Source organism: Campylobacter sp. CNRCH_2015_1657 (assembly GCF_025772685.1).
GTDB classification, from domain to species: Bacteria; Campylobacterota; Campylobacteria; order Campylobacterales; family Campylobacteraceae; genus Campylobacter_D; species Campylobacter_D lari_D.
Genome location: NZ_JAKMSO010000006.1, coordinates 64,184 through 85,713, shown reverse-complemented (window position 1 = coordinate 85,713; position 21,530 = coordinate 64,184). Strand labels below are relative to the sequence as shown.

The 21,530-nt window shown below is 29.5% G+C and carries 20 protein-coding genes and 1 tRNA gene; 15 read left to right on the top strand and 6 right to left on the bottom strand.

Features of this window, described 5'->3' with window-relative positions:
* Nucleotides 1–34 precede the first annotated feature (34 nt).
* Together L8X27_RS05645 and L8X27_RS05640 are read left to right on the top strand one after the other, a co-directional pair.
* Nucleotides 35–1,381 (top strand): ATP-dependent DNA helicase, encoded by a 1,347-nt coding sequence (locus tag L8X27_RS05645; protein ID WP_263671452.1) that lies wholly within the window; start codon nt 35–37, stop codon nt 1,379–1,381.
* A complete protein-coding gene (locus L8X27_RS05640) occupies nt 1,378–2,028 on the top strand; it encodes a flagellar basal body-associated FliL family protein (protein WP_263671453.1) in 651 nt (216 codons plus the stop codon). The genes L8X27_RS05645 and L8X27_RS05640 overlap by 4 nt, the downstream gene beginning before the upstream one ends.
* Here L8X27_RS05640 and lolA read toward each other — a convergent pair whose 3' ends face one another.
* On the bottom strand, nt 2,029–2,535 hold the full coding sequence (gene lolA, locus L8X27_RS05635; RefSeq protein WP_133319336.1) for a LolA-like outer membrane lipoprotein chaperone: 507 nt from the start codon (nt 2,533–2,535) through the stop codon (nt 2,029–2,031). It abuts the gene before it with no gap.
* A gap of 119 nt (nt 2,536–2,654) precedes the next feature.
* On the opposite strand from lolA, the gene secA reads away from it, so the two are divergent.
* The 7 genes from secA (at nt 2,655) to L8X27_RS05600 (ending at nt 10,175) form a co-directional block, all read left to right on the top strand.
* A complete protein-coding gene (secA, locus tag L8X27_RS05630; RefSeq protein WP_263671454.1) occupies nt 2,655–5,246 on the top strand; it encodes a preprotein translocase subunit SecA in 2,592 nt (863 codons plus the stop codon).
* Nucleotides 5,247–5,254: 8 nt separating this feature from the next.
* Nucleotides 5,255–6,544 (top strand): sigma-54-dependent transcriptional regulator, encoded by a 1,290-nt coding sequence (locus L8X27_RS05625; protein WP_263671455.1) that lies wholly within the window; start codon nt 5,255–5,257, stop codon nt 6,542–6,544.
* A 12-nt stretch (nt 6,545–6,556) separates the two neighbouring features.
* The gene (locus L8X27_RS05620; protein ID WP_263681128.1) at nt 6,557–7,573 is read left to right on the top strand and encodes an aspartate-semialdehyde dehydrogenase; all 1,017 of its coding nucleotides are present in this window, start codon (nt 6,557–6,559) and stop codon (nt 7,571–7,573) included.
* Between the two features lie 11 nt (nt 7,574–7,584).
* Entirely contained in the window at nt 7,585–8,091 is a 507-nt protein-coding gene (locus L8X27_RS05615; RefSeq protein WP_087699510.1) for a YqhA family protein, read from the top strand.
* A 14-nt stretch (nt 8,092–8,105) separates the two neighbouring features.
* Nucleotides 8,106–9,128, top strand: coding sequence for a uroporphyrinogen decarboxylase (hemE, locus tag L8X27_RS05610; protein WP_263671457.1), 1,023 nt, complete (start codon nt 8,106–8,108; stop codon nt 9,126–9,128).
* Complete coding sequence (locus tag L8X27_RS05605) at nt 9,125–10,033, top strand: radical SAM protein (RefSeq protein WP_263671458.1); 909 nt, start codon at nt 9,125–9,127, stop codon at nt 10,031–10,033. The genes hemE and L8X27_RS05605 overlap by 4 nt, the downstream gene beginning before the upstream one ends.
* A 67-nt stretch (nt 10,034–10,100) precedes the next feature.
* Nucleotides 10,101–10,175: transfer RNA gene (locus L8X27_RS05600), tRNA-Asn, on the top strand.
* A gap of 102 nt (nt 10,176–10,277) precedes the next feature.
* Here L8X27_RS05600 and L8X27_RS05595 read toward each other — a convergent pair.
* The 5 genes from L8X27_RS05595 to der are packed head-to-tail and all read right to left on the bottom strand — an operon-like array spanning nt 10,278 to nt 16,758.
* On the bottom strand, nt 10,278–12,680 hold the full coding sequence (locus L8X27_RS05595; RefSeq protein WP_263671459.1) for a tetratricopeptide repeat protein: 2,403 nt from the start codon (nt 12,678–12,680) through the stop codon (nt 10,278–10,280).
* An 8-nt stretch (nt 12,681–12,688) separates the two neighbouring features.
* Nucleotides 12,689–13,924 carry a serine--tRNA ligase gene (serS, locus tag L8X27_RS05590; protein ID WP_263666755.1) on the bottom strand — a complete coding sequence of 412 codons (1,236 nt, stop codon included), beginning with the start codon at nt 13,922–13,924 and terminating at the stop codon, nt 12,689–12,691.
* A gap of 11 nt (nt 13,925–13,935) precedes the next feature.
* Nucleotides 13,936–14,895, bottom strand: a complete 960-nt coding sequence (gene trpS / locus L8X27_RS05585; protein WP_263671460.1) for a tryptophan--tRNA ligase — start codon at nt 14,893–14,895, stop codon at nt 13,936–13,938.
* Nucleotides 14,892–15,389 carry a shikimate kinase gene (locus tag L8X27_RS05580; protein WP_133319327.1) on the bottom strand — a complete coding sequence of 166 codons (498 nt, stop codon included), beginning with the start codon at nt 15,387–15,389 and terminating at the stop codon, nt 14,892–14,894. Before L8X27_RS05580 ends, trpS begins: the two co-directional genes overlap by 4 nt.
* Complete coding sequence (der, locus tag L8X27_RS05575) at nt 15,373–16,758, bottom strand: ribosome biogenesis GTPase Der (protein ID WP_263671461.1); 1,386 nt, start codon at nt 16,756–16,758, stop codon at nt 15,373–15,375. Before der ends, L8X27_RS05580 begins: the two co-directional genes overlap by 17 nt.
* A 99-nt stretch (nt 16,759–16,857) precedes the next feature.
* Here der and L8X27_RS05570 point away from each other — a divergent pair, with 99 nt between their 5' ends.
* The 6 genes from L8X27_RS05570 to pyrF are packed head-to-tail and all read left to right on the top strand — an operon-like array spanning nt 16,858 to nt 21,527.
* Nucleotides 16,858–17,790 carry a DMT family transporter gene (locus L8X27_RS05570; protein ID WP_263671462.1) on the top strand — a complete coding sequence of 311 codons (933 nt, stop codon included), beginning with the start codon at nt 16,858–16,860 and terminating at the stop codon, nt 17,788–17,790.
* Nucleotides 17,780–19,141: a uracil-xanthine permease family protein gene (locus L8X27_RS05565; RefSeq protein WP_263671463.1), complete on the top strand. Its 1,362-nt coding sequence runs from the start codon at nt 17,780–17,782 to the stop codon at nt 19,139–19,141. Before L8X27_RS05570 ends, L8X27_RS05565 begins: the two co-directional genes overlap by 11 nt.
* Nucleotides 19,142–19,160: 19 nt before the next feature.
* On the top strand, nt 19,161–19,964 hold the full coding sequence (gene kdsA, locus L8X27_RS05560) for a 3-deoxy-8-phosphooctulonate synthase (protein ID WP_263662353.1): 804 nt from the start codon (nt 19,161–19,163) through the stop codon (nt 19,962–19,964).
* Between the two features lie 12 nt (nt 19,965–19,976).
* Nucleotides 19,977–20,447: a 6,7-dimethyl-8-ribityllumazine synthase gene (gene ribE / locus L8X27_RS05555; protein WP_012661257.1), complete on the top strand. Its 471-nt coding sequence runs from the start codon at nt 19,977–19,979 to the stop codon at nt 20,445–20,447.
* A gap of 1 nt (nt 20,448) precedes the next feature.
* A complete protein-coding gene (gene nusB, locus L8X27_RS05550; protein WP_263664753.1) occupies nt 20,449–20,847 on the top strand; it encodes a transcription antitermination factor NusB in 399 nt (132 codons plus the stop codon).
* Entirely contained in the window at nt 20,844–21,527 is a 684-nt protein-coding gene (gene pyrF / locus L8X27_RS05545) for an orotidine-5'-phosphate decarboxylase (RefSeq protein ID WP_263665646.1), read from the top strand. Before nusB ends, pyrF begins: the two co-directional genes overlap by 4 nt.
* Nucleotides 21,528–21,530: the final 3 nt, after the last annotated feature.

The window sequence follows — 21,530 nt, the reverse complement described above, 5'->3', positions numbered from 1 at the left end:
GAGTTTTAGTAGATTATAATATAATATTAGGATGATGTTAAATAAATTAGATTTTTTCTTAAAAGATAATAATATATTTCTAAGTGGTTCTGCTGGAGTTGGTAAATCATTCTTAACTACAGAACTTGTTAAATTATATAGAAAACAAGGTAGAATTGTTGTTGTATTAGGTTCTACTGGATTAAGTGCATTTAATATAGGAGGAGTTACTTTACATAGTTTTTTTGCTTTTAAAAGATGTCAAAATTATGATGAGTTATATTATGAAGATAGAAAGCAAAGGGATAAACTAGAAAAATTAAAGAGAATTTTAAAGCAATGTGATTTATTAATTATTGATGAAATTTCTATGATAAGTGCATCTTTGATGGAAATGATTTATTATAGATTAACAAGAAGTGACTTTAGTGGTAAAATTTTATTAGTCGGTGATTTTTTTCAACTTCCACCTGTAATAAACTACAAAGAGAATCAAAACACTTTATTTCAAAATACTCTATATGCTTTTTCTTCTCAAGCTTGGAATGATTTAAAATTTGTCAATTTAAAGCTTAGTATTACTAAAAGAACTTTAGATAAACAATTTTATGAATATTTATTTTTTCTTAGAATTGGCAAAGTAAATCAAGAAATACTAAGTTTTTTTAAAAAAATGTTAATTTATCCAAAAGATTTGCTTGAGTATATGGACGAATATACCCTATTGTGTGCTACAAATAAAAAAGCTAATTGTATAAATGCTAAAAAATTAAATCTTTTGCAAGGTAAAGAAAAAATATTTAAATCAAGAATGGAAAAATTAGATCATACTTTAGATGATAAAATTTATGAGCAGTGGATTAAAGGATTAAATTCTTTAGAGGAGTTAAAATTAAAAATAGGTTCTAAGATTATTTTTTGTGTAAATAATAAAGAGGAAAATTATTACAATGGAGAACAAGGAATTATTTTAGATTTTATAAAAGATAAAGAGCAAGAATATATTCTGATAGAGAAAAGTAATGGTGAAAGATTGAAATTAAAATCATATGAATATACCTTAGAAGAGTATGAGTTAGACAAAGATGAAAAACTAGAAGTTAAGATAAAAGCTAAATTTGTTCAATTTCCTATAAAACTAGCTTATGCTATAACAATCCATAAATCTCAAGGTATGAGTATTGATAAATTAATATGTGACATTGATGGAATTTTTGAAAAAGGACAATTATATGTATGTTTATCAAGGGCCATTAATCCTTGTAATTTAAAAATCATATATAATTATAAAATGCCTTTTGAGGATTATTTTTTAAGAATTTTAAAAACCGATAAAGAAGTGAAAAAATTTTATTTACAAGAAAAATTTATAGATTTAGAAGAAGATGAGGAGATAATATGAAATGGATTATAGCTTTGCTTTTAATGTTTTTTAATATCCATGCTAGTTCCTTGAGTATAGAAAATTTTAGAACTGATTTATATTCAAAGGTTGGAAATAATACTTTAAAAAAAATTGAAATGAATTTAGATTTTGAGGGAGAAAATTTAGATCAAAAGAAAATTATAGATGCTTTAAATACCATTGTATCTAGTTATTTTTATGAAGATTTATTTACAGAAGTTGGTAAAAATAATTTTAAAGAAACCTTGCTTAAATTTAGTAATAAAAAATATAAAACTCAAATTAAAAATATTTATATTTTAAAAATTAATTCGGTAGCTAAGTTTGACTTGGAAGAATTTAAGCGTTTTATAAATGATTTGGAAAAAAAAGATGACAATACAATAAAAACTATCAAACAAAAGGAAATTCAAGATAATTCCAAAGTTGCAAAAAATACGGATCAAAATAATACTCAATCAAAAGATATAAACACCGATCAAATAAACAACAATGATAAAGATGATAACAAAAGTTTTAATCAAGATACTAATACAAGTAAAGAGGCTATGGATATGATTTTAAAAACCATGGAAAAAACTCAAATGCAAATGTTAGCTCCAAGTAAAGAACAGCAAGATTTGTTTAATGAAATACCATTTTGATTATTGAATAATATCAAAATGGCTTGGGATTTTTGGTATAAAAATATTTTCGTTGATATTTTGATCAAATTTCTGATTATAAAAATAAATACTAACTAAGTTTCCCAACTCATCTTTATAAGAAATATTACTAAGATTATCATTTTTTAGTTTGATATTATATGTGATATTTTCGTATTTTGCTTCATAATTTTCATGAGATATTAATTTTGCATTTTTAAAAATTTCTTGAAGATTTGGTAAATTTTGCAATTGAGTATAAATAGCTTGTTCTAACTCAGGCTCTATGATAATAACTTCTTTGTGATTGATATAAATTTGTTTTTTATTTGGTTTAGTATAATTCCAAAAGGCTTTATTTTGAGTAATGATAAAATTTCCTTTATAATTTAGTGAAGAATTATTGCTTTGTACCTTTTGTTCAAAATTACTACTAAAATTTTTAAAATTTATATCAAAAGCAAAAATACTACAAACAAATAACATTAAAAATATAAAATATCTCATAATTATCCTTTAAAAATTTTGTAAATTATATAAAATTTATCCAAACAAAACTTTTTATATAGTTCTAATTAAATTCAAGGTATAATCTAGCATATATTTTTGTAATTAAAGGTAAAAAAATGTTTTCTAGTGTATTTAAAGCAATATTTGGCACAAAAAATGATCGAGAAGTAAAAAAATATTTAAAGAGGGTTGTGCAAATTAATGCTTTAGAATCAAAATACCAAAATTTAAGCGATGATGAATTAAAACAAGTATTTATAGAATTTAAAACACAAATTCAAAAAGAAGAACAAACTTTAGACCAAATACTGAATGATGTTTTTGCAATAGTTAGAGAAGTAGGAAAAAGAACTCTTAATATGCGCCATTTTGATGTGCAATTAATTGGTGGTATGGTTTTACATGATGGAAAAATTGCTGAAATGAAAACTGGGGAAGGTAAAACCTTGGTTGCAACTTTACCTGTTGTATTAAATGCTATGAGTGGTAAGGGTGTGCATGTGGTTACTGTAAATGATTATTTGGCTAAAAGAGATGCAGAGCAAATGAGTGCTATTTATAATTTTTTAGGTTTTAGTGTAGGTGTGATACTTTCAGAACAAAATAGTGATGAGGCACATAAAAAAGCTTATGAGTGTGATATAACTTATGGTACAAATAATGAATTTGGCTTTGATTATTTACGCGATAACATGAAATTTTCAAAGCTTGAAAAAGTACAAAGAGAGCATAATTTTGTTATAGTTGATGAAGTAGATAGTATTTTAATAGATGAAGCAAGAACTCCGCTTATTATAAGTGGGCCTACAAATAGAACTTTAGACGGCTATGTCAAAGCAAATGAAGTAGCAAAACAAATGCAAAAAGGCCAAGCAGCTACTACTCCTCAAGAATTGCCAAGTGGTGATTTTGTTGTCGATGAGAAAAATAGAACTATTATGATTACAGAGGCTGGAATTTCTAAGGCTGAAAAATTATTTGGAGTAGAAAATTTATATAGCTTAGATAATGCAATATTGGCCCATCAGCTTGACCAGGCTTTAAAAGCGCATAATTTATTTGAAAAAGATGTGCATTATGTATTAAGAGATAAAGAAGTTGTAATTGTTGATGAATTCACGGGAAGATTAAGCGAGGGAAGACGCTTTAGTGATGGTTTACACCAAGCATTAGAAGCTAAAGAAGGGGTAAAAATTCAGGAAGAAAGTCAAACTTTAGCAGATATTACTTTCCAAAATTATTTTAGAATGTATAAAAAGTTAGCAGGCATGACAGGTACTGCACAAACTGAGGCAACGGAATTTTCTCAAATTTATAATTTAGATGTAGTTTCTATACCTACAAATATACCAATTGCAAGAATAGATAAAGATGATTTGATTTATAAAACTCAAGAAGAAAAATTTAAAGCAGTTATTGAAGAGATAAAAAAAGCAAATGCAAAGGGTCAGCCAGTTTTAGTGGGAACTGCAAGTATTGAAAGAAGTGAAGTATTTCATAATATGCTTGTAAAAGAACGCATTCCTCATCATGTGCTTAATGCTAAAAATCACGAGCAAGAAGCTTTGATTATCCAAGATGCAGGTAAAAAAGGTGCAGTGACTATAGCTACTAATATGGCAGGTCGTGGGGTTGATATAAAAATAGATGATGAAATAAGAGCTTTAGGTGGGCTTTATATTATAGGAACTGAGCGTCATGAAAGCAGAAGAATAGACAATCAACTTCGTGGTCGTGCAGGGCGTCAAGGTGATCCTGGTGTAAGTAGATTTTACTTAAGTTTAGAGGATAATCTTTTGAGAATTTTTGGTGGTGATCGCATAAAAAATATCATGGAAAGATTAGGTATAGAAGAGGGCGAGCATATAGAAAGTCGTATTGTTACAAGAGCTGTTGAGAATGCGCAAAAAAAAGTTGAAAGCTTGCATTTTGAGAGCAGAAAACATTTGCTTGAATATGATGATGTGGCAAATGAACAAAGAAAGACTATTTATAATTATAGAAATGAATTGTTAGATGAAGAATTTGACTTGCAAGATAAAATTTTAAAAAATATTGCCGAGTATAGTAATCACTTAGTAAGCCAAATTTATCTAAATGCAGAACTTGAAGATGATGTTAAGCATTTTGAAAGCTTAAAGCAAAAAGTAAGTTATGAGTGTAATCTTGAGCTTAGCGAAGCTGATTTTAAAGATTTAGGTGTAATTGAAGCAGAAAATAAATTAAGTGAAATTTTAGAAAAAGCTTACAAAGATAAAATGAATATTATTGAAGATAAGGAAGCTAGAAGAATTGAAAGAATTCTATATCTTCAAATTTTGGATAATCTATGGAGAGAGCATTTATACCAAATGGATATTTTGAAAACTGGTATAGGTTTAAGAAGTTATAATCAAAAAGATCCTTTAGTAGAATACAAAAAAGAAAGTTATAATCTTTTCATGGAGCTTGTTGAGCGTGTTAAATTTGATAGTTTGAAATTGTTATTTAATGTAGTTTTTACTCAAAAAGAAGCACAGAATTTTGAAGAAAAAAGCCATGAACAAAACGAGCAGTTTTTAGCTAGTACCACAGAAAGTGGTGTTGATGAAAATGGTGAAGCACAAATTACTAAAGTGCCTAGAAATTCACCTTGTCCTTGCGGTAGTGGTAAAAAATATAAAGAATGTCATGGTAAAAGTGGTCCTAAAAAGGGTATTTTAGCTTAAGGTTTGAAATGAATTTAGTTATAGTTGAAGATGATATAAATATGAGAAAATCACTCGAAATTGCTTTGAGTGAGTATGAGGAATTTGCTATAAAATCTTATAAATCAGCAACTGAAGCTTTAAAAAAACTAAATGATGATGTTGATTTGATTATTACAGATATTAATATGCCGGGTATGGATGGTATTGAATTTGTGCAAGCTTGTGAGAATAAATATGATTTTATTATTATTACAGGTAATGCAACGCTAAATCGTGCCATAGAAGCAGTAAGACTTGGAGTAAAAGATTTTCTAGTAAAACCATTTGATATTAATACTTTAGTAACTGCGATAAAACGCGCAAAAATAATTCAAGAAAAGACTTCTAAAAAAACAAACAAAAAGATTATCAAAAAAGAAGAAAATCAAGATTTTTATGGCACTTCTAAAGCTTTAGAAGATTGTTTAAAATTGGCTACTAAGGCTGCTAAAACAGATGCAAGTGTGCTTTTTTTTGGAGAAAGTGGGGTAGGTAAAGAAGTTTTTGCAAATTTTGTGCATAAAAATTCAAAAAGAGCACAAAAACCTTTTGTGGCAATTAATATGGCAGCAATTCCATCAAATTTGATAGAAAGTGAGCTTTTCGGTTTTGAAAAAGGTGCATTTACCGATGCTAATACTACTAAAATAGGGTTGTTTGAGCTTGCTAATGAAGGCACTTTGTTTTTAGATGAAATAGGTGAAATGCCTTATGAAATTCAAGCAAAATTATTAAGAGCCTTACAAGAAAAAGAAATTACAAGATTAGGAAGCACTAAGAGTATAAAGATTGATGTAAGAATTATTAGTGCAACTAATGCTCATATAGAAAAAAAGATTGCAGATAATGAATTCAGACAAGATTTATATTATAGGCTTAATACTATTCCTATTAATATACCACCACTAAGAGAGCGTCAAGAAGAAATTTTGCAAATTGCACAAAAGGTATTACTTGATACATGTAAAGAATATGATTTTAATGAAAAAACTTTAAATCAAGAAGCACAAGATGCTTTGCTAGCTTATGATTTTCCAGGTAATATTAGGGAGTTAATTTCTATTATACAAAGAGCTTGTATTTTAAGTGAAAATGATGAGATTAGCGCTCAAGATTTATTCTTAGAAAGTAGAAAAAGTAAAGATATTAAAAATCTTGAAAAAGAATTGATTTTAGAAGCTTTAAAAAATTCGCAAGATATTGCAGAAGCAGCTAAGCTTATAGGGATGAGTGAAAAAATTTTTAGTGAAAAAATGAAAAAATACAATATTACTTAAAAAGGATGGATGATGAAAAAAATAGCCATTGTAGGTGCAACTGGAGCAGTCGGAGAAGAGCTTTTAAATGTTTTGGATGAGCTTGATTTCCCGGTTGAAAGTATTTTACCATTAGCAAGTGCAAAAAGCGCAGGTAGTGAAGTAGAATTTAGAGGAAAAAGTTATAAAGTAAAAGAATTAACTCCAAATGTTTTTAAAGAAAATCCTGTAGATATTGCTTTTTTTAGTGCCGGAGGAAACATAAGTGCTGAGTATGCAAAATACGCAGTAGAGTGTGGTGTTGTAGTGATTGATAATACTAGTCATTTTAGAATGGATGAAAATGTTCCTTTGGTAGTTCCTGAATGCAATAGCGAAGATATTAAAGATTGGGAAAAAACAGGAATTATTGCTAATCCAAATTGCTCTACTATACAAATGGTGCATGTTTTAAAACCACTTGATGATGTATTTAATCTAAAAAGGGTAGATGTAAGTACTTATCAAGCAGCAAGTGGTGCAGGTAAAGAAGGTATGGAAGAATTAGTTCAAGGAATGCAAAGTTTTTTTGCTTTTAAATTAGATGAATTTGAGGCAAAAACTTTTCCATATACCTTAGCTTTAAATTTAATTCCTCAAATTGATGTTTTTAGTGAAAATGGCTACACTAAAGAAGAATTAAAAATGGTAAATGAAACGCAAAAAATATTGCATAAAAAACTTGAAATTTCAGCAACTTGCGTAAGAGTTCCTGTGCTTAGAAGTCATAGTGAAGCTATTACTATGCATTTTGAAAAAGATGTTGATGTTGTTAAGGTTAGAGAGATACTTTCTAAAGCACCAAGTGTTGTTGTGATTGATGATGTAGAAAATAAAAAATATCCTATGCCACTTTTTACAAGCGATACTAATGAAACTTATGTAGGAAGAATTAGACGCGATATTAATCATAAAAATATTTTACACTTATGGTGCGTGGCTGATCAAATTCGTGTAGGAGCTGCTACAAATGCAGTGCGTATTGCACAAAAATGGCTAGAGTTAGTTTAAAAAGGAGAAGAATGCTAGAAAGATTTTTTGAGAATTTATTGGTTAAGAGCCGTTTAGTCACTATTTTGCCTGTAATTTTTGGCCTTATAGGAGCTTTTGTTTTATTTTTTATTGCAAGTTATGATGTGATTAAAGTTTTAAAATATGTATTTGAGTATTTTATGTTACCTAATTCTACGGTAGATTTGCATGAGGATATTGTTGGTTTGATTATAGGGGCTGTAGATTTATATTTAATGGCTTTAGTTTTATTTATATTTTCTTTTGGAATTTATGAACTTTTTATTAGTGAAATAGAAGAATTTAAACAAACTAAACAGTCAAAAGTTTTAGAAGTGCACAGTTTAGATCAACTAAAAGATAAACTTGCAAAAGTTATTATTATGGTTTTAGTTGTAAATTTTTTCCAAAGAATTTTACAAATGCAACTAAATACGGTTTTGGATATGACTTATCTTGCAGGTTCTATTTTAGCTCTTTGTATAGGACTTTATTTTTTACACAAAAGTGATCATTAAAATAAGGAATAAAAATGATTTTTATTGATGCATGTTTTAAAAAGTCAACCCCTTATACTCCAGTTTGGATGATGCGCCAAGCAGGAAGATATTTACCTGAATATATGCAGGTTAGAGCAAGCGCTGGAGATTTTTTATCACTTTGTAAAGATTATAAAAAAGCGAGTGAAGTTACCTTACAACCAGTAGATATTTTGGGTGTTGATGCAGCTATTATTTTTTCAGATATTTTGGTAGTACCTTTAGAAATGGGTATGGATTTAAAATTTGAAAAAGGCGAGGGCCCTATATTTTCAAATCCTATTAAAACAAAAGAAGAATTGGAAAGATTAGATGTTGAAAAAAGCATTAAAAATCTTTCTTATGTTTATGATGCACTAGCATTTACTAGAGAAAAACTTACACAAGATAAAGCTTTGATTGGTTTTTGTGGAAGTCCTTGGACTATTGCTACTTATATGATAGAGGGTGGTAGTAGTAAAAATTATGCAAAGTGTAAAAAAATAGTCTATCAAAATCCTGAATTTTTACATCAAATTTTATCTAAACTTACTTTTGTTTTAAAGTATTATATTCAAGAGCAAATTAGAGCAGGTGCTAATGCTATACAGATATTTGATAGTTGGGCAAGTGCTTTAGAAAAAGAAATGTTTTTTGAGTTTTCTTTTAAATATATGCTTGAAATTGCTGATTTTATAAAGGAAAAATATCCGCATATTCCTGTGATTTTATTTCCTAAAGGGGTAAGTGGGTTCTTAGATGATATAAATGGAAATTTTGATGTCTTTGGAGTAGATTGGAGTACCCCTTTAGAGTTGGCTAAGGAAAAACTAGGCGCTAAATATACTTTGCAGGGTAATATGGAGCCTTGCAGACTCTATGATAAAAAAGCTATTGAACAAGGTGTGGATAAAATTTTAAATATTATGCAAGATAGTGCACATATTTTTAATCTCGGACATGGAATTTTACCTGATATTCCTGTTGATAATGCTAAATATTTTATCAAGCTAGTTCAAGAGAAATCTAAAAAGTGAGTAAAATAACTTTTGGGCCTATAAGTTCAAGAAGATTTGGACTTTCATTGGGAATTGATTTAAGTCCAAATCAAAAACAATGTAATTTTGACTGCGTTTATTGTGAATTACAAGCTGCAAAACCTTTGGAAAAATCTTTAATTTATCCTAAAATAAAAAATATTATCGATGAAGTACAAAGTGTATTGAAAAGTAATGTGCAATTTGACTTTTTAACATTAACTGCAAATGGTGAGCCTACTTTATATCCTCATTTAAAAGAATTAGTTTATGAGTTAAATAAAATAAAACAAGATAAAAAACTCTTAATCCTAAGCAATGGTAGTGGAGTTTTAAATTCGGATATTTTTGATGCTTTAATGTATATTGATGTAGTTAAATTTAGTCTTGATAGTGCAATGGAAAAAACTTTTTATAGAGTTGATAGGGCTTTAAAGCAAATAAAACTTGAAACAATGATAGAACAAATGATCGCCTTTAGAGAGAAATTTTTGGGTGAGCTTGTTATGGAAGTTTTAATTGTCAAGGGATTGAATGATAACAAAGATGAGATGTTGGCTTTAAATGAAGCATTTGACAAGATAAGACCATCAAGAGTGGATTTTAGCACTATAGATAGACCGCCTGCGTATCCTGTTAAAGGTATATCTTTGGAAAAGTTGGAAGAATTAAGTATGTATATTACTAGTGTGCCTGTTGTGCTTGCTAAACATTATTACAAAGGTGAAAAAATTGATTTTAATATCCAAGAGCTCTTGAAGATGCTGCAGCTTAGAGCGCAAAGTGAATTTGATATAGAAAACAAATTTAGTCAGCATAGTAAAGATATATTAGAAAAATTAATTAAAGAACGAAAAGTTGTTGTAGAAAATTTAGCAGGAGTAAAATTTTACAAAAAAGCGTAATTTTTTATAAAAAATCTTGACAAAAAAGTTTTTTTCTTATATAATATCATTTCTTATTTATTGATGTTCCGGATTAGCTCAGCGGTAGAGTAGTCGGCTGTTAACCGATTGGTCGTAGGTTCGAATCCTACATCCGGAGCCACTTCATAAAGTTAACCTCATGTATATTTTATAATAATCTAATTTGTAATTTATAATTATATTTTTTGATAGTTAATTAGTATTTTCTTATTTTATGAAAATACTAATTTTTAATATCAAAAGTAAAAAATTTACTTTCAAAATTATTCCCTACTTTTTCATATTGAAACATAGCAGGTTCTAAATTTTGAACTTCATGATATAATAGTCCTAGTGCAAGTCTTGCTTCTAAGGTTTCTTCATTTTCTAATTTTGCAAGCTCTAGTAAAGCTATGGCTGAATTTGGATTATTAGAACCTATCGCTGCTACTGCGGCTAAAAATAAAGTTTGTGCATCTTTGATTTTATAATCATCTATTAAGATATTGTAAAGCGTATATGCTTCTTGATATTCTTTAGCAAAAATATCAACATAAGCTAGAGCAAAAATCAGCCCGATGGAATTTTTATTACTCATAGCAAGTCTTTTTTTTATGTCATTTCTAACATGATTTAACAAGCCTGTAATTTGCATAAGTGTCACATAGCTGTCTTTAACTATACCAGCTCCACCAAATAAAGAATTATAATCAAGCTTGGTTGTTAAAAAATACATTTGTGCTTGTTTGGCATACTCTTTAATATCAAGATTTGTGTTTTTAGAATTAAAATATAAAATATTGCTAATAATATCCTCACCGAGCAAATCTTTTAATTCTTTTATTTTTTGATTTCTTAAAATTTCAAGATTATTGCCATTAGCAGCTACTATAGCAAACATTAATTCCAAAGGAGTATTTTTGCTATTTGAAAGGTTGTCTAAATAAGGAATCATAGCAGTAAAGTCACTTTTAACTAGATATAGTAAATATTTATAGATATTATGATTTTGATCGATATTATTATCTGCTTGTAAATTTTCCAAAAGTTCATTAGCAAGTTTGGTATAATCTTTTTTTACTAAATCCATGCAATATATGGCAAAAATACCTGCAATATAATTTTTTGGATTTAAATGATAAGCAGTTGAAAAATGTTTATATGCATTATTATAATCTTGCAGTTGTGCATAAGTTAAAGCAAGATTATAATGAATTACATCGTGAGCATGATAAATTTCACTTAAATTTTTAAATTCTTGATTTGCTTCTCTTAGATGAAAATTAAAAGCTAGATTGATAGCATGAGATAATTCCACATTAACGCCTGATAAAGCTTTGCTTTTAACAAGCAATTCATTTTCATACTCATACCCTTGTATGAAATTTCCCAAATCAGCTTTTGTGATGAGTTCCATGCTTTGTTTTATATCAAAAACGCGATAAGGTGAAAAATAAAAAAGTAAATCATAAATTTGTTGTTTTCCTGTGATTAAACTTTTGGCAAAATGTTGCTGCGCTATATCAATATTTGAAAAATTTCTTTTTAGTCTTGTTTTTATGTTATAGTATTTTGAGCCAATAGCTCTATCTTTTACATATAAAGTTTTTAAAATTTGTGCACCATTGTCAAATTGGCCTGTTTTTAATTCTACTAAAGCTAGAGCCATTTTGCTTCTTATGGCTTGATTTTCTATTTTTGATGCTTTTTCAAGATATTCTTTAGCTTTTTTATACTCTCCTAGTTTTGCATATAATAAACCTAAGGGTAAGCTTGCTTCATAATCTTGTTGCTTTTGCAAAAGATTAATGGCGTTTTGGTCAGATTTTAATAATGCGTAAATTTTTGCCCCAAGGTAATAAGACTCCCCTTGATAGCTGTTGATATTACTTGAACGCATGAACATTTGTAAAGCCTCTGGATAAAATCCTTGATAGTAATTAATTAATCCTAGATAATAATCATACAAAGAAGATTTAGAATCTTGTGGTAAATGTACTCTTGCTAAATCAAGATAATATTTAAATTTCTCTTTATCGCCTAGATTAAAATAACACACAGCTATATTAATAGCTGCTGCAACTTTGTGTTCTTCTAATTCTAAAGATTGTTTGAAATTCTCAACAGCACTAATATAATCTTTTTGTTTCATTTGAGCTACACCAAGATTATAACTAGATAAAGATTGATTGAAAATATTAATATTATTATAAAGCTCTAAAGCACTTTCTATATCACCTTTTTCATATAATAAATTTGCCTTTTGTACTACAAGATCTAAAGCAGATTGTTTCACCTTTGTGATACTTGTACTAACATTATCTTCTAAAATTGGATTATTTGTGATTACTTTTTTATCTTCTTTAAAAACAAGAAGTAAAACTAAAATAATAAATAAAATTAGAGCAAGAGCACCAAGTGTTGAAATCAAAATAAGAAATTTTTTATCAAAAAGCTTTTTCTTTTCTTCAGGTTGTGATGCTTGAGGTTCTTCCTCTACTCTTTGAAAAGTACTTTCTTCTTCCTCTAATTCAGGAGGTATTGTGCCAGGAGGGATAGTTTGTTCTTCCACTCCTGGATTTTCATCAATCTCTGAAAAAGCTTTTTCTTGATTATCTTGTTCTTTAGGTGTTACTTCTTCGGCCATGTTTTCTCTTAAAAGTATTTTCTTAATACATCAGGAATTCTTATATTTCCATCTTTTTCTTGATAATTTTCCATAATAGCTACTAAGGTTCTACCAACAGCTAGCGAAGAACCATTAAGTGTGTGAACTAATTCATTTTTGCCCTTATCGTTTTTAAAACGGATCTTTGCACGTCTTGCTTGAAAATCTTTACAATTTGACACAGAGCTAATTTCACGGTATTTGTTTTGCGATGGAAGCCATACTTCTAAGTCTACTGTTTTCGCAGCAGAAAAGCCCAAATCTCCCGTGCAAAGCATTAAATGCCTATGTGCTAGGCCCAAAGAGCTTAGTAAATCACTGGCGCAATTTAACATTTCTTCAAACATCAATTCACTTTGATCAGGCTTACATATACTAACAAGCTCTACTTTTTCAAATTGATGTTGCCTTATAATACCTCTTGTATCTCTACCCGCGCTCCCTGCTTCTTGTCTAAAACAAGCACTATAGCAGGTCATTTTTAAGGGTAGTTCTTCTTGAGTTAAAATTTCATTAGAATAAAGATTAGTTACAGGAATTTCAGAAGTTGAGATGAGATATAAATCATCATTTTCTACCTTATACATATCATCTTTAAATTTAGGAAGCTGTCCTGTGCCATACATGGTCGCGCTATTTACTAAAAATGGTACATTGACTAGCTCAAAACCTCTACTTCTATTAAAATCAATCATATAATTTACCAAGGCTCTACTTAGTAAAGCTCCTTCATTTTTAAGCACACAGAAACGACTTTGTGAGATTTTAACCCCTCTTGTAAAATCAAGCCAGTTTAATTTTTCTCCTAAATCATGATGTTCTTTGATTTCAAAATCAAAACTAGGAGGTGTTAGAACTTTTTTTAATTCTACATTTTCATCTTCATCTTCTCCAAAAGGCACGCAATCATCAGGGATATTTGGTATTGCTAGGGCAATTTGTTCTAGTTTTTCTTCTAGCGTGCTAACGATTTTTGACTGAGTATTGATTTTTTCTTTATTTTGGCTTAGTTGTACTTTTAAGCTTTCTTTATCTTGTGCTGTTGCAAGCTCTTTACTAAATTTATTTTGAAAAGCTTGAAATTCTTCCAAAAGTGCTTTTTCTTTTTTTAAATTTATAAATAAGTCGCTAAGTTCTTTGAGTAAATTTTCATCTACTTTTTTAGCTTTTAGTTTTTGTGCAATTTCATCAAAATTATTTTGCAAAAGTTTTAAATCTAACATTCTAACTCCTTTTATAGTCCTATTTTAGCATAAATTTTTTCCATTGTTTCTCGGGCTTGTTTTTTTGCTTTGCTTGCTCCAAATTCTAAAATCTCATCGATTTTAGAAGGATTAGCTAGTAATTTTTCATATTCTTCCTTAGCCGAGGCAAAATACTCATTAATGATTTCATTTAAATACATTTTAAAATGCCCATAACCTTCGCCACCTTTTTCATAACGACTTTTTAAAGTTTCTTGTTTTGTTTTGTCTAAAAACAATTTTGCGATTTTAAATACATTACAATTTTGCCAATCTTTTGGATCTTCTAAAGCCGTGCTATCTGTAACAATAGAAGAAATTTGTTTTTTAATAGCTTTTGGTGTATTAAAAATATCGATTGTGTTTTGATAAGACTTGCTCATTTTAGCTCCATCAGTACCAGGTACTACTGCAACTTCATCATTAATTTTAGCTTGAGGTAGGGTAAAAATTTCACCCCATTCATTATTTGCTTTTAAAGCTATATCTCTTGCTATTTCAACATGTTGAATTTGATCTTTACCTACAGGAACTACTTGAGCATTAAAAAGTAAAATATCTGCAGCCATTAAAACAGGGTAAGAAAAAAGCCCATGGTTGGCATTTAAACCTTTGGCAATTTTATCTTTATAGCTATGTGCTCTTTCTAAAAGTCCCATTGGGGTAAATTGAGAAAGAATCCAATAAAGCTCCATCACTTCTTTTACATCACTTTGTAACCAAAATACGCTTTTTTGTGGATCAATTCCTAAACTTAAAAAAGCTGCCGCAGCTTTGAGTGAATTTTGTTTAAGTTTTTCTCCATTAAAATTTGAAGTCATAGCATGATAGTTTGCTATAAACATATACATTTGATTTTCTTCTTGCATATTTAGCATTTGTTTTATAGAGCCAAAATAATTTCCTATATGTAAATCCCCACTTGGCTGTAATCCTGTAATAATTCTCATTTTACCTCTTTTTTGATTTCTTTAATTATTTCTTGGATATTTTTGTTTTCAATGTTTATAATGATATTTGCTTTTTTTTCATATTTTTTAATTCTTTGATCAAATAGTATTTTAGCATTGTTTGTGTTTGAAAATAAGGGTCTTGTGGCCAATTCTTCTTTATTTAGTCTTTGCAAGAGATAATCAAAACTTGCTTTTAAGTAAACGATAGTACCAATATTTTTTATTTTTTTTTGTTCTATGAAGCCACCACCGCTTGCAATAGAACAATTTTGCACATAAGTTAAAAACGAAACAAGTTTTTTTTCTTCTTTGCGAAATTTTTTTTCTCCATATGTTTTAAAAAATTCACTAATTTCAAGATTAAATTTTTCTTTGATTAAAACATCTGTATCTAAAAAGAATTTATCATATTTTTTTGCATAAGCCCTTGCTATAGTTGTTTTACCACAGCCCATAAATCCTACAAAAAGGAGGTTAGTTTTCTTGCTCATCTTTGCTACCTTTTTTTCTTGAAGCTAAAATTAAAGGTACACCTTCAAAGTTAAATTGTTTTCTAATTTGATTTTGTAAATATCGTTTATAACTAAAATGTAAAGCTTTTGGTCTATTCATAATTAGAGCTATTTTTGGAGGTGCTAAGTCGTATTGAACTGCATAATAAATTTTCACTAATTTACCATAATCATGTGGTAGCGGGTGGGCTCTTGTGGCTTCTTCTACCAAAGCATTTAATTTTGCTGTTGGAATTTTTTGGGTGAAATTTGCAAAAACTTCTAAAATTTTATCCAAAAGCACATGTATTCTTTTTCCACTTAAAGCTGATACGCTTACAACGGGCGCATAAGCTAGGAATTTAAAACGATCTAGTTTTAATTCTTTTAAAGTTTTATCAAAATCAAGCTTGCTTTTATCCCATTTATTAAGTACGATAATCACACCTAAACAATGTTTAGCAGCAAGTCCTGCGATACGCTCATCAAGTTCGTTAAAACCTTCAGCTGCGTCAAGTACTAAAAGTGCAATTTGAGCATTGGCTAGGGCATATTCAGTTCTATTAAGTGCATAACGCTCTAAACCCTGTATTTTCCCGCGTTTTCTAATACCCGCAGTATCTACAAATTCGATGATTTTATCTTTATGCATAATGCTTTCATTAACAGGATCAATTGTAGTGCCTGCTATATCGCTTACCACGCTACGTTCTTCTTTTACTAAAGCATTTAAAAGACTTGATTTTCCTACATTAACCCTGCCGATAATTCCCACTTTAATATGATTTTCATTAATAGTTTTTAGCTTAAAATCTCCGCTATTTTCATCAAAATTTTCTAAATAACTTTCAAAGTCTTCTTCTTCATCTGTATTTAAATAACTTTCATCTAAAAACTTACTAGCCCACATACAAAGCTCATCAATGCCTATATTATGTGTTACAGAGATATTAAAAACTTCTTTTACTCCAAAATTAGAAAATTCCCAAGATCTTTCCTCATCTTTTTTGTTATCGACTTTATTGATTACTAAAGCTATGGGTTTGTTGAGTTTTTTCATTTCATAAAAAAAAGCTTTATCTTCATCATCAGGTAAAAATTTTCCATCCACCATATAAAAGATAATATCACTATTTTTAGCAGTTTTAAGCGAATTTGCTTTGACATTTTTAAAAAGCTCATTACTCTCATCAAGCCCGCCGCTATCTATCAACAAAGCTTTTTTGCCATCAATTTCTACTTCTATTTTATTAGTATCTCTTGTAGTTCCACTTATGTCACTAGTTATCGCTATGCGCTTTCTTGCAAGTCTATTAAAAAGACTTGATTTGCCAACATTTGGTTTTCCTATTAAAATAATACTTTGCATTAATACTCATTTTTTAAATTTTTATTTGTGATTATATAAAAATTGCCTTAAAATTAAGCAAAAAAGACTAAAATAACAGGAATTTTATATGGAATTTATATGTTAAGAATAGTTAAAAAGAATTTAGGTATATATTTTATGATTATTGCTTCTATAGAATTTGCATTTGTAGGTGCTTGTGCAAAAATTCTTAGTGAAGAATTATCATCGATTGAAATTATGTTTTTTAGAAATATTATAGGCACAGCTTTTATGCTTTATGCGCTTTCAAAATTAAATTTTCATAAAAATGGCGGACATCTTGGACTGCTTATTTTTAGAGGTATTATAGGAACGATCGCTTTATATCTTTTCTTTTATAATGTTTCTAATATTTCATTAGGTGGAGCTTTTGCTTTTCAAAAAACAGCGCCTATTTTTATAGCTTTGATTGCTTTTTTGTTTTTTAAAGAAAGTTTGGGATTAAAAGCTTGTTTTGGGATTTTGATTGCTTTTATAGGAGTATTATTAATCTGTCAGCCTTTTGCAGATAGCACTACGCATTCAGGTTTTGATTTAAAAAATAGTATTTTAGGAATTTTAAGCGGTTTTTGTGCAGCCTTGGCGCTAACTAGCGTAAGAGAGCTTAGAAAATCATACCCAGCGCCATTTATAGCTTTATCTTTTGTTTTAATTGGTACTCTTATGCCTTTAATGTCTATGATTGTAGGTTCTTTTTATGAAATAAAAGAGCTTGATTTTTTAATTGCTCCTTTTGTTATGCCTAGTCTTAAAGCTTGGATTTTTATTGTTTTGATGGGAATTTTTGGAGCAATGTATCAAATTCATGTTACTAAAGCTTATGGAGTAGCAAAAAAGGCAGGAGTTGTCGCAGGAGTTAGCTATATAGATGTAGTTTTTACTTTATTTTTGGGCATATTATTAGGAGATGAATTTCCTAGCTTAATGGTTTTTATAGGAATTTTTAGCATTATTTTAGGAGGAATTATTTTGGTTAGTAAGCAAACAAAAGGAAAGAAAAATGGAAAATAAAACAGATTTAATTTATGGTTTAGAAGATAGACCACCTTTTGCTAAGGCATTTTTTGCTGCATTAGTGCATTTAATGGCTATGTTTGTTGCTGTGATTACACCTGCTTTGTTAATTTGCAAAGGTCTTGGGATAGATGATACTAATACGGCTAGAATTATTTGTATGTCGCTTTTTGCTTCAGGTGTTGCTTCGCTTTTGCAGATTAAAACTTGGGGTCCTATAGGGAGTGGACTTTTATCTATTCAAGGGACTAGTTTTAATTTTGTTGCACCTATTATTTTAGGTGGGCTTGTTTTAAAAAATAATGGTTTATCGCAAGAAGCAATGCTTGGAGCCATTTTTGGCACTTTAATGCTTTGTTCTACTACTGAAATGATTATTTCACAAATTTTACCTTTTATTAGAAGAGTGATTTCGCCTTTGGTTTCAGGTATAGTTGTGATGATTATAGGTCTTAGTTTGATTAATGTTGGCCTTGTGAGTGCAGGAGGTGGATTTGCGGCTAAGGCAAGTGGTGAATTTGGTTCTTTGCAAAATTTATTATTAGCCGGAGTTGTGATTTTAAGTATTGTTGTTTTAAATCGTTTTAATAATGCCTATATAAGAATTTCTTCTTTATTTATAGCTATGATAATAGGGCTTTTAGTAGCTATGAATTTTGAAAATTTTAGTTTTAATTTTAATGAAAATTTACCTTTAGTGTTTTTACCCGATCCTTTACATTATGGTTTGAGTATTGATTATAATCTTATTTTACCTTTGATTTTAGTTTTTATGGTAACTTCTTTAGAAACTATCGGCGATATTAGTGCTACTAGTGAAGTTTCAAATCAGCCAGTTAAAGGCGAACTTTATGCAAAAAGATTAAAAGGTGGGGTTTTGGCCAATGGTTTTAATTCCTTTGTTTCAGCCTTTTTTAATACTTTTCCAAATTCATGTTTTGGGCAAAATAATGGCGTTATAGCTTTAACAGGTGTTGCAAGTCGATATGTTGGATTTATTGTAGCTTTTATGTTGATGATTTTGGGTTTGTTTCCTATTGTGGCTGATATTACTTTGCAAATTCCAGAGCCTATTTTAGGTGGAGCAACTTTAGTAATGTTTGGTACTATAGCTGCAACGGGAGTTAGGATTATTTCTAAGGAAAATCTAAATCGTCGTTCTATTATCATCATAGCTATGAGTTTGGGTATAGGGCTTGGAGTTTCTAATAATCCTGATATTTTAGAATTTATGCCAATGTGGTTTAAAACTTTATTTTCTTCAGGGATTGCAGCAGGTGGGATTACGGCTATTATTTTAAATTGCGTTTTTCCGCTTGAAGAAAATGAAAAAAATAAAGTAAAATAATAAAAAATAAGGAAAAATAATGAAAAAAATGATACTAATAGCAGGTCCTTGTGTAATAGAAAATGAAGAACTTGTTTTTAAAGTTGCACAAGAGCTTGAATGCTTTTTAAAAGATGATAGAATTGATTTTTATTTTAAATCAAGTTTTGATAAAGCAAATAGAACTAGTATTAATAGTTTTAGAGGGCCAGGTCTTGAAAAAGGCTTGGAAATTTTGCAAAAAGTGAAAGATAAATTTGGCATGCAAATTCTTACTGATATTCATGAGAGTTCTCAAGCAAGTGTTGCGGCTGAGGTTGTAGATGTTTTACAAATTCCAGCCTTTTTATGCAGACAAACTGATTTATTAGTAGCTGCTGCTAAAACAAAAGCCAAGGTAAATGTAAAAAAAGGGCAATTTTTAAACCCTGAAGATATTAAATACAGTGTAGCTAAAATTTTACAAACTAGAGGCATTAATGAAGAAGGTTTTGAAATAGCCAAAGAAAATGGAGTTTTTGTAGCTGAAAGAGGTTCGAGTTTTGGCTATGGAAATTTGGTCGTAGATATGAGAAGTTTGGTTATCATGAGAAAATATGCTCCAGTTATTTTTGATGCTACTCATAGTGTGCAAATGCCAGGAGCAAACGGTGGAAGTAGTGGAGGCAAAAGTGAATTTGTAGAGCCATTAGCAAGAGCTGCTGCTAGTGTAGGCGTAGATGGATTTTTCTTTGAAACGCACATTGATCCTTGCAAAGCTTTATGCGATGGACCAAATATGCTTGATCTTTCAAGACTTAAAAACTGCGTAAATACGCTTTTAAAAATTCAAGAAATCATTTAAAAAAGGAAAATTATGAAGATAATAGAGGGAAATTTAAGTTTAAAAGGTGATGAGAAAATTGCGATTATCAATGCAAGATTTAATCATATCATCACAGATCGTTTAGTTGAAGGTGCTAAAGATGCTTTTTTAAGACATGGGGGCAAGGAAGAAAACTTAAGTCTTATCTTAGTGCCAGGTGCTTTTGAAATTCCTTTTGCATTAAAACAAGCTTGTGAGAGTAAAAAATTTGATGGAATTTGTTGTGTTGGAGCAGTAATTCGTGGAAGTACACCACATTTTGATTATGTAGCAGCTGAAACTACTAAAGGTATAGCAAGTGTAGGGCTTGGAGCTAATGTGCCTGTGAGTTTTGGAGTTTTAACAACTGATACCTTAGAGCAAGCCATAGAAAGAGCAGGTAGTAAAGCAGGTAATAAGGGTTTTGAAGCTATGCTTACTGTAGTTGAAATGCTTAATTTAATCCAAAAAATTAAGGCTTAAAATGGCTACTAGACACCAAGTAAGACAAAGTATAGTTTCTTTGCTTTATGCAGCACAGTTAAATCAAGAAAATAAAGATTTTATCAATGAATTTTTGGATGAGAAAAAAATTCGCAATGACCAAAGAAAATTCACTCTAGATTTATATGATGGTATCAATGAGCAACTAACTTTGCTTGATGAGAAAATCAATGAGTGTTTAAAAGAGCACAAATTAGATGGAGTAGCTAGTATAGAAAAGGCCATTTTGCGTTTGGGTACTTATGAGATTTTATTTACTTCTACACAAAAAGCGATTATCATTAATGAGGCTATAGAGCTTGCAAAAGAAATGGCAGGAGATAATGCTCCTAAATTTATCAACGGGGTGTTGGATAAAATTAACAAGGAAAAGCAATGAAACTTTGTGTGGCTTTTGATGTGTCAAGTTATGATGAGTGTATTAGTTTGGCTAAAGAATTAAAAGGTTTAGATCTTTGGGTTAAAATAGGGCTTAGATCATATTTAAGAGATGGAGCAAAGCTTTTAGAGGCGATTAAAAAAGTGGATGATTTTAAAATCTTTTTAGATTTAAAGCTTTATGATATACCAAATACCATGGCAGATGCTTGCGAAGAGCTTGCTAAACTTGATGTGGATATGTTTAATATCCACGCAAGTGCAGGTAAAAGTGCTATGTGTATGATTATGGAGCGTTTAAGTGCTTTAAGCAAAAGACCTTTGGTGCTTGCTGTATCTGCTTTAACTAGTTTTGATGAGCAAGAATTTTTTAGTATATACAAACAAGATATCAAACAAGCTGTTAAGGAATTTTCTAAAATTAGCTATGAAAGCGGTCTTGATGGTATGGTTTGTTCGGTATATGAGAGCTTATTGATTAAAGAAAATACAAATACAAATTTTATTACACTAACTCCTGGAATTCGTCCTTTTAAAGAAAATTTAGATGATCAAAAAAGAGTAGCTGATATACAGTGTGCTAAGGATAATCTGTCAGATTTTATCGTGGTTGGAAGACCTATTTATAAGGCAAAAGAACCTAGAATGGTTTGTGAGAATATATTAGAGCATTTAAAATAAGCC